Origin of the sequence: Hydrogenophaga sp. OTU3427 (genome assembly GCF_038440225.1) — a bacterium.
In the GTDB taxonomy this organism is placed as follows: Bacteria; Pseudomonadota; Gammaproteobacteria; order Burkholderiales; family Burkholderiaceae_C; genus Hydrogenophaga.
In genome coordinates this window covers 1-7,649 of sequence record NZ_JASATI010000080.1, presented here as the reverse complement: position 1 = coordinate 7,649, position 7,649 = coordinate 1, and the positions used below count along the sequence as shown (strand labels likewise).

Genomic DNA, 7,649 nt, shown 5'->3' with positions numbered 1-7,649 from the left:
GTGCCATCCGGCGTCAGCGCAAAACGCTCGTGGGCCCGAGGGACTTTCCGTTCATACACTTCGTACACCTTGCCGCCCTGGCCCATCCAGGACATGGGGCCGTCCAGACTGGTTTCCTTGATGTCGCCGGTGCGGTCGGGCGACGCATCAATGAAGGGGTAGATCCGCTTCACGGGAGCGAAGCTGAGTTCCTGTTTTTCGGGAATGGGATTGCCCGTGAGCAATTCGACGGGGATGTAGCGCTCGGTGATGTGCGTGTCCTGCACGCACTCGGGTACCGCAGCCTGACTCTGGGCCTGCGCATTCAGGCTGACCGTGGCAGCCAACAGCGCAATGGCCGAGGCAGAGGAAAGGTCGGAGATGGGGATGCTTGCCACGGTAAGTTCTGTCCTTTTGGTTTAAGCCAGCGATATCGCACATGCGAAAGCCGGCGCACGTGGCGGTAGTGGCGCTGCGCCAGGTTGATGCCTCGACAATAATTTACATTTGTTCTTCCGTATTTCCGAAATCAATGATGAAACCTCTTTTCAATGTGCGCTGCCTGCTGGCGCTGACGATCTTGTTGGCGGCGGGCGCGGCGTCCGCCCAGTCGGCTGGCAGCATCACCTTCGGCACGTCACCGCCCGCCACGTCCATTCCCACCTTGTCCGAATGGGGCTTGCTGGTGCTGGCAGGGGTGGTGGGCCTAGTGGCCGCGCGCTCCCTCCGGCGGGGTGGGGCGGGCCGCGTGGCTTCCGCCTTGCTGTTGCCCGTGGCCGCACTGGCCTTGGTGGCCGGCGGGTTGGGGGTGGCGCGGCATGCCTACGGGAGCGTGGGCGTGGATGCGTCCGACCTGACGGTCGGCCAGGCCTACGATTTGCCGGCCAACGTCGACGTGCCGGTGGCCAATACCGGCGGGCAGGATCTGTACATCGTGGCCATCCAGGCCCAATCGGGCTATGTGGTCGGTCCCCCGTTCGCATCGCCCCAGTGCCAGCTGGGCATGCGCATTCCTGCCAACACCGGTTTCAGTCCACCCGCCTGTTACGTGAGGTTCTGCAGCACCGGTGGTTGCCCGTCCTGAGTTCACCCCGCTGCGGCCGGACCCCGCAGACCGCGAGATCTTCAGGTTCCTACAGGCCACGGCTCAGGGCTTCTGTGAGGGCACCTCGAGAAGCGCCTGGAGAGACGTGCCGGCTGCAGGTGGTGCCGACGCGTCCTGGCCTGGGTTTGATGAGCGAGCAGGCGCGCGGCTGGACGCGAGAGAGCGCCGAGTTTGGCCAGCGGCCCCGAGCTTGTTTTTCACAGGATTGATCAGGGGCCAAGACACCGTGGCGGGCACGAGCAAGCAATGGGGCTGCCTCGGCTGGGTCCGTCGGCTCCTGGCCCTGCTGGGCAGTTGATGCCCGGTTTCGGGCCTTCACCGGCCACGGGGAATGCCGCCCGCGCCATCGGCGCGACCCTGACTGTGCCCAAAAACGGGCGCCCACCCACCCCGTGAACCAGCTTGGCTCACTTTTTGCTTCACCTTGGTGCGAAAGTTCTTCGGGGTCCCTTTTTGCCCCACCATCGATCAAAATTCACTGCCACGACCACCATGGATGCACTACATCAGGGCGTAGACGTTCTTTTTATCCTTTTGGGGGGCATCATGGTCTTGGCCATGCATGCCGGTTTTGCCTTTCTGGAGCTGGGCACCGTTCGCCACAAGAATCAGGTCAATGCCCTGGTCAAGATCCTGGTCGATTTTTCGGTGTCGACGGTGGTGTACTTCGTGGTCGGGTATGGCGTGGCCTACGGCACCTCGTTCATGGTGGGGGCGCAGGCACTGGCCGAGCGCAATGGCTACGAGCTGGTGAAGTTCTTCTTCCTGCTCACCTTCGCGGCCGCCATACCGGCCATCATCTCGGGCGGCATCGCCGAGCGTGCGAAGTTCTGGCCGCAACTGATCGCAACAGCGGTCATCGTGGGCTTTGTCTATCCCTTCTTCGAGGGCATTGTCTGGAACCAGCACCTGGGCGTGCAGGCCTGGATCAAGGGGCTGGCCGGGGCCGAGTTCCACGACTTTGCCGGCTCCGTGGTCGTGCATGCGGTGGGTGGCTGGCTGGCCCTGGGCGCGGTGCTGCTGCTGGGGCCACGCTCCAACCGCTACCGCAAGGACGGCGCGATGAGCGCGCACCCGCCGTCCAACATTCCCTTCCTGGCGCTGGGCGCGTGGATCCTGACGGTGGGCTGGTTCGGCTTCAACGTGATGAGTGCCCAGACGGTGGACAAGATCTCGGGCCTGGTGGCGGTCAATTCGCTCATGGCCATGGTGGGGGGCACGCTGGCGGCGGTGCTGGTGGGCAAGAACGACCCCGGCTTCGTGCACAACGGCCCGCTGGCGGGCCTGGTGGCCGTGTGCGCGGGCTCCGACCTGATGCACCCGCTTGGTGCCTTGGTCGTCGGTGGCGTGGCCGGCGCACTGTTTGTGGGCATGTTCATCCTCACCCAGAACCGTTGGAAGATCGACGACGTGCTGGGCGTATGGCCCCTGCACGGCTTGTGCGGCGCCTGGGGTGGGGTGGCCGCTGGTGTGTTTGGGCACCAGGCCTTGGGCGGGCTGGGCGGCGTCAGCTTCTGGGCACAGCTCCTGGGCACGCTCATGGGCGTGGCGTGGGCGCTGCTGTGCAGCCTGGTGGTGTATGGCGCGCTCAAGTGGACGCTGGGCCTGCGCCTGAGCCAGGAGGAAGAGTTCGATGGCGCCGACCTGAGCATCCACCGCATCCGGGCGACGCCAGAGCGCGAAGCCAACTGGTGAGCGCTGCTTTCGCCCACGCGCACGGTGTCGCTCGGGTGCCGGTGCACGCCAGGGGCCAGGGGATGGCCCACTTAGAATGCGGGTCCCCGGTTTTTTGAAGTGGCAGACGTGATGGTGGAGTTGACCCCGGAGGGGTGGCAGGCGGTGTGGTCTTGGGTGCAGGAGAGGGCACTGGACCCGGAGAAACAATCGGAGCAGGAATGGCGCCAGCACGCCCAGCGGTCCATCAATTTGGCGGCCGAGGATGAGCCGGTGAAGGTGGGCATGCGCGGCGCCGTGTCCAAGAGCGGGCACCTGGAGGTGCTGCGCCTGAAACCTCAGTGGTACCGGCGAAATCGCCGGTCCTCGGTGGTGTCGCCGGCCCTGCTCGACGCGCTGTTCTGATCGCGCGCCGAGGGGTGCGCCGGTTCAGTGAAGCACCAGCACCGGCAGCTTGCTGCGGGCGATGACCGCCTTGGTGTGTGAGCCAAACAGGAACTCGCCCACCGGTCCGCGCCCGTGGGTCACCATCACGATCATGTCGCAACCGGCCTTGTCGGCCTCTTCCATGATGGCGTGGTCCACCGAATACGCCGTCACATGGGAGGCGATGAACTCCACACCGGCCGCCTTGGCTTTTTGGGCAAACTGGTCCAGCAGCGCCGTGGCGTGGGCCTCGTTCATGGACTCGTGCTGCTTGATCCGTTCGGTGGAGGCGTGGGCGTCGGGCGTGACGACCGACAGCGGCAGATCGGGTTCGACGACAAAGCCGTTGATGGCGGCGCCCAGCTGTTTGGCCAGCGCAATGCTGCCGTCCATGGCCCGGTGGGACAGTTCGGAGCCATCGACGGGAACGAAGAGTTTTTTGTACATGTTGTCTCCAGGGTTGGTCGATCAAGCCAACGATAGACCCCTTTGGCTCCGGCAAGTGTGACGGACAAACGGGACGTTGGGTTGGCTCCGCCAGTGTCGTGCAAAGCCGTGGCCCGTGTGGCTGTGGAAGCTACTTATGAGCGTAGCGCCGACCATGGGCGCGCTGGAGGCCAACCGTTACCGTTTGTTTTTCCTTCCCAGGTCGTCGAACAGCGCGACGGCGGCGGTTTCCACCGTGCTCTTGGGGTTGGCCCGGCAATGGTTGTCCACCCACAGAAAGGCCTGGCTGGCGGACGGGAGCATGGCGAGCGAGTCCCGGGGCTTGGGGCCTTGGCGGTCGGCGGCGACATTCATGCCCGACAGGAAGCCCAGCAGCCACAGCTTCTTGGTGGCGTTGGGCAACACGAACCACTCGCCGCAGCCCGGGTCGCCCAGGGCCGTGGAGGGTTGGGCGTGCAACTGGCAGGTGGTTGCCAGGAGGGTTGCCAGCAACAGCGATTTCAACGCGACTTTCGGCATGCGGGCTCTTTCGAAAAGAGAGCGATTCTGCATGAGCGCGGCCACAATACGCCCACGTCAGCAACCCATCTGGAGCCGGCCATGAACCCCCTTGGTGCCACCGCATCCCAGCAAGCCGATCCCCGGGGCACGGTCGAATACCAGGAAAGTGGGGCGGGCGTCCCCATTGTGTTTGTGCCCGGGTCGTTTTCCACCGGGGCGTCGTGGCGCCACATCAGCACGCCGCTGGCGCAAGGCCACCGCGTGATCGCCACCAGCTTGTCTGGCTACGGACAGACGCAGGAGCGGCGTCAGCCCGGGGGCCAACACATCGAGGACGAGATGGACGTGCTCGATGCCGTCCTGGCGCGGGTCGATGCGCCCGCGCACCTGGTTGCGCATTCTTTCGGCGCTTACGTCGCCCTGCATTGGGCCGTGTGCCGATCACCCAGCTTGCTGAGCCTGACGCTGCTGGAGCCCACCCAGTTCCATCTGCTGGCTTCGGAAGCCGACGGCCCATTGAAGCAGCAGGTCGATGCCATGACCGCCCGCTACATGGAGGACTGGCAGGGCGGCGATCGCCAGGCCGTGCGCCACGTGATCGACTTCTACGGCGGAGCCGGCACCTTTGATGCGTACCCGCCGGCCTTGCAGGACAAGGTGATGGGCCACACGCCCACCAACATCCTGGACTGGCAAACCGCGTACGCCACGCACGTCACCCCGCACACATTCGCCCGCCTGGCGGTGCCCACCCTGGTGGTGTGCGGCGGCGCCAGCCATGCGGCCATGCGGCGCTGCAACCAGCTGCTCGTCGACCAGTTGCCGGCGGCCCACCTGCACATGCTGGATGGCGCCAACCACTTCATGATCGCGACCCATCCCGCCGACCTGGCTCTGTTGATCGGTGGGCATATCCGCGCGGTGGCGTGATGCTGGATGGTTCAGGGCAGGTGGTGTTGACCTTGCAGGTCACAGGTACCGCAGGGGCAAAGAAAAAGCCCGCAGTGCGAACATTGCGGGCTTCTGTATGGTGGCGCTTCAGGGAGACCAAGCTCCCCAGAAAATCGCCAACAAAATCAACAGGTTGAAACCCAGGTTGCACCGCCTGGGACGGTGGATTGTACAACGCCTCTTCCATCGTCGGGTCCGAGAGGTTGAACCACTGGATGAAGTGAATGCGCAGCATGGTTTCGACGGCAAACGGTGGGCGCCCACCCTTGACGCCTGCAGCGGGTGCGTGCGGTGTGATCAACGACACCAGCTCGGCCCAGGGCACCACCAGGTTCATCTCATCGAGGAACTCGCGCTTGCGCGTCCTCTTGGTCTTGCGCTCGGATCCGCTCTCGCCCAGGCTCATCTGTTTCATGCCTTCACTGTCTCACATAGGGCCACAGGCGCTGGGGTTTTGCAGACCTTCCCTAAAGGTGCGGCTCGTCTTCAGCAAAGACGCCAGACAATATATTGGTCCCACCAAATTGTGCCGGCATCTACCTTGGATTTTATGTATGGGCTAAGTGTGAGAAAGCCATCCTGTATTAAGACTCTGAGCTTGTCATCGGTGAAGTCCTCAACATAGCCAATATAAGTGCTGTCCCCAACATTTTTACAGACTCGAGCGCCTCTCATTTTCATTTTTGGAAGCTCTATGGCAAGGCGCTCTTGCTCCTTTCGATCGTTTTCGATTTTCCTTTTGGCTTGATCTTCAATTCTCTTGCGCTCTTGGTCCTGCTTGGCCTTTAGAAGTTCATCACGCTGTGCTTTCGGCACGTATCCTTGTCCGAGTAGGTAATTTCGGTATTCGTTGGAGTGTATACTGCCGACCGGCTCGGCCACCGCCAATGTCCAGCAGTCCGAATTGCCTCGGCGGGTGAGTTTTGCCATAAATAAAACGTCATCCGAATTCTCGGAGGCTTGACAAAATCCATTATTAATGGATGCTCCCTGGGATTCGCATCTCTCAATAAAGGATTTGGCTACCCGCGTTGGGTTGTCTACTGGGCAAAATCCGTTGGAGCTAACTCTATAAGATCCTTTTTCTTGAATATTGGCACCCATGAAGGCATGCGCTGGAAGTCCTGCGATTGGCACAGACTCTCGAATAGCTTTGTGGCCCAAAGCAATGGCGCTATTATGGGTAATGTCGGCGTTGTTGGATGGAGTTGCGCATCCAGTAGCCAGCAAAGCAAAGCAGGCAAGTGCGACGAGTTGGTGTGGGGGGTGTTTCATGATCAATTGAGTGATTATGTTGGCCGCCCAAATTCAAGCAGGCCAAAAAATTTCAAAGAACCATCGACACAACAACTGAGAGTAGGGGGCAAAGCCAAGCGAAGTGGCACGCTTGGTGCCAGGCTTGCAGCAACAGCCCACACATGCGGGCCAAGCCGAACGAGTGGAACTGAAGGCAACCCCGCTATCGTGATTCCCTTGTTGGGGAACGGAAGACCGGAGGCTTTGCGACCCCGTCTTTCGAGCGGGTGTGCCAGTGATTTGGTAACGATTGTAGCAAATAGCTACCGTTCGTCTACGGCGCGACCGATAGACGGTTCCTCAGCGCGACAGCGTTACTCAGCCGTAACGGCCACTGTCGTGTAACCTGATTCCACCATCGCAGCCGGCAGCGTGCCCGTAACCGTAACCTCCAGCGTCGTGTAAACCGACATCTCCAGTGGCAGACAGTGGCGATCTGCGAGATTGCGTGGGCTGTTTCCTCAATCAACCCAGCGCATACCTGCCAATGACCGAGACAACCGCTTGCGACAGACTGGGCCAGCTATAGTGGCCCTCGTCCTCCCAGGAACGGGAGCCTTTGACCAGTCCCGCCTCAAACAGATGTTTGACCACGGGGTCGTGCGGATAGAGATACCAAGTCCGGCCATCGCTGAAGGCAATGTAGATGTTCTTGCCCATGTATTTCTTGTCGACCGTCAGGCGCCCTTTGAGCTGAACCTTCAGAAAGGTTTCTCCATCGATGTGGCACGCCAGGAAGTCCGCCCCGTGCCAGTCGTCGGTCAGGCGCAGGCAATTGAATCCATAGTCGGCGAGGCATGCCGACACTTTCTGGAAGTTGTAGTTTTCTTGCTGACGGCTGTTGAGCTGCGGATAGCTGATTTTTTGAAGCATCGTGGCACCGGTGGCAGTTTTGTAGTCCACGATACAACAAGGTGTCCCACACGCCGCCGTGTAACCTGCTATCGGCACACCCTGTGCCTGGTGTGACTGCCGTGCCGCAACGCCGATTCCAACAGCGTTGCCTCGCACCGTCGCGGCAGCGTCTCAGGTGTCTGTGCCCAAAATTGCAATAGAAGCTGCGCACGACCTTGCTACACGCTCAGCCCGGGCAAAGAAAAAGCCCGCAGTGCGAACACTGCGGGCTATTGTATGGTGGCGCTTCACGGATTCGAACCGCGGACCTGTGGATTATGATTCCATCGCTCTAACCGACTGAGCTAAAGCGCCGAAGCCCTAGATTATAGCGTAATTTCAGGTGTGTTTGAAAGCCGGGGCGCGTTTTTCGACG

Annotated in this window: 9 protein-coding genes, 1 tRNA gene, 1 pseudogene and 1 riboswitch; of the genes and pseudogenes, 4 read left to right on the top strand and 7 right to left on the bottom strand. The window is 61.6% G+C overall.

All coding sequences use genetic code 11. The features are described from left to right. A partial coding sequence (locus AAHB17_RS23990) for a hypothetical protein (protein ID WP_342133583.1) occupies positions 1-377 on the bottom strand: 377 nt, incomplete at its 3' end. A gap of 137 nt (positions 378-514) precedes the next feature. On the opposite strand from AAHB17_RS23990, the gene AAHB17_RS23985 reads away from it, so the two are divergent. The 3 genes from AAHB17_RS23985 to AAHB17_RS23975 all read left to right on the top strand — a co-directional run bounded on the left by AAHB17_RS23985 (position 515) and on the right by AAHB17_RS23975 (position 3,163). Then, positions 515-1,063 (top strand): midcut-by-XrtH protein, encoded by a 549-nt coding sequence (locus AAHB17_RS23985; protein ID WP_342133582.1) that lies wholly within the window; start codon positions 515-517, stop codon positions 1,061-1,063. A gap of 513 nt (positions 1,064-1,576) precedes the next feature. Then, positions 1,577-2,779, top strand: a complete 1,203-nt coding sequence (locus AAHB17_RS23980; protein WP_342133581.1) for an ammonium transporter — start codon at positions 1,577-1,579, stop codon at positions 2,777-2,779. A 111-nt stretch (positions 2,780-2,890) separates the two neighbouring features. Continuing rightward, positions 2,891-3,163 (top strand): hypothetical protein, encoded by a 273-nt coding sequence (locus tag AAHB17_RS23975; protein WP_342133580.1) that lies wholly within the window; start codon positions 2,891-2,893, stop codon positions 3,161-3,163. Positions 3,164-3,187: 24 nt separating this feature from the next. Here AAHB17_RS23975 and AAHB17_RS23970 read toward each other — a convergent pair whose 3' ends face one another. Further along, the gene (locus AAHB17_RS23970) at positions 3,188-3,631 is read right to left on the bottom strand and encodes a universal stress protein (protein WP_342133579.1); all 444 of its coding nucleotides are present in this window, start codon (positions 3,629-3,631) and stop codon (positions 3,188-3,190) included. Between the two features lie 177 nt (positions 3,632-3,808). After that, complete coding sequence (locus tag AAHB17_RS23965) at positions 3,809-4,150, bottom strand: hypothetical protein (protein WP_342133578.1); 342 nt, start codon at positions 4,148-4,150, stop codon at positions 3,809-3,811. Between the two features lie 81 nt (positions 4,151-4,231). On the opposite strand from AAHB17_RS23965, the gene AAHB17_RS23960 reads away from it, so the two are divergent. Next, a complete protein-coding gene (locus AAHB17_RS23960; protein WP_342133577.1) occupies positions 4,232-5,062 on the top strand; it encodes an alpha/beta fold hydrolase in 831 nt (276 codons plus the stop codon). Between the two features lie 181 nt (positions 5,063-5,243). Here the strand turns inward: AAHB17_RS23960 and AAHB17_RS23955 are convergent. The 4 genes and pseudogenes from AAHB17_RS23955 to AAHB17_RS23940 all read right to left on the bottom strand — a co-directional run. Beyond that, positions 5,244-5,498: pseudogene (locus AAHB17_RS23955) on the bottom strand (transposase); the annotation flags it as partial. A 71-nt stretch (positions 5,499-5,569) separates the two neighbouring features. After that, a complete protein-coding gene (locus AAHB17_RS23950; protein WP_342133576.1) occupies positions 5,570-6,358 on the bottom strand; it encodes a hypothetical protein in 789 nt (262 codons plus the stop codon). Positions 6,359-6,529: 171 nt separating this feature from the next. Further along, positions 6,530-6,623: riboswitch (cyclic di-GMP riboswitch) on the bottom strand. Between the two features lie 221 nt (positions 6,624-6,844). Next, positions 6,845-7,282, bottom strand: a complete 438-nt coding sequence (locus AAHB17_RS23945; RefSeq protein WP_342133575.1) for a hypothetical protein — start codon at positions 7,280-7,282, stop codon at positions 6,845-6,847. Positions 7,283-7,511: 229 nt separating this feature from the next. Further along, positions 7,512-7,588 (bottom strand) — tRNA-Met (locus tag AAHB17_RS23940). Between the last annotated feature and the right edge of the window lie 61 nt (positions 7,589-7,649).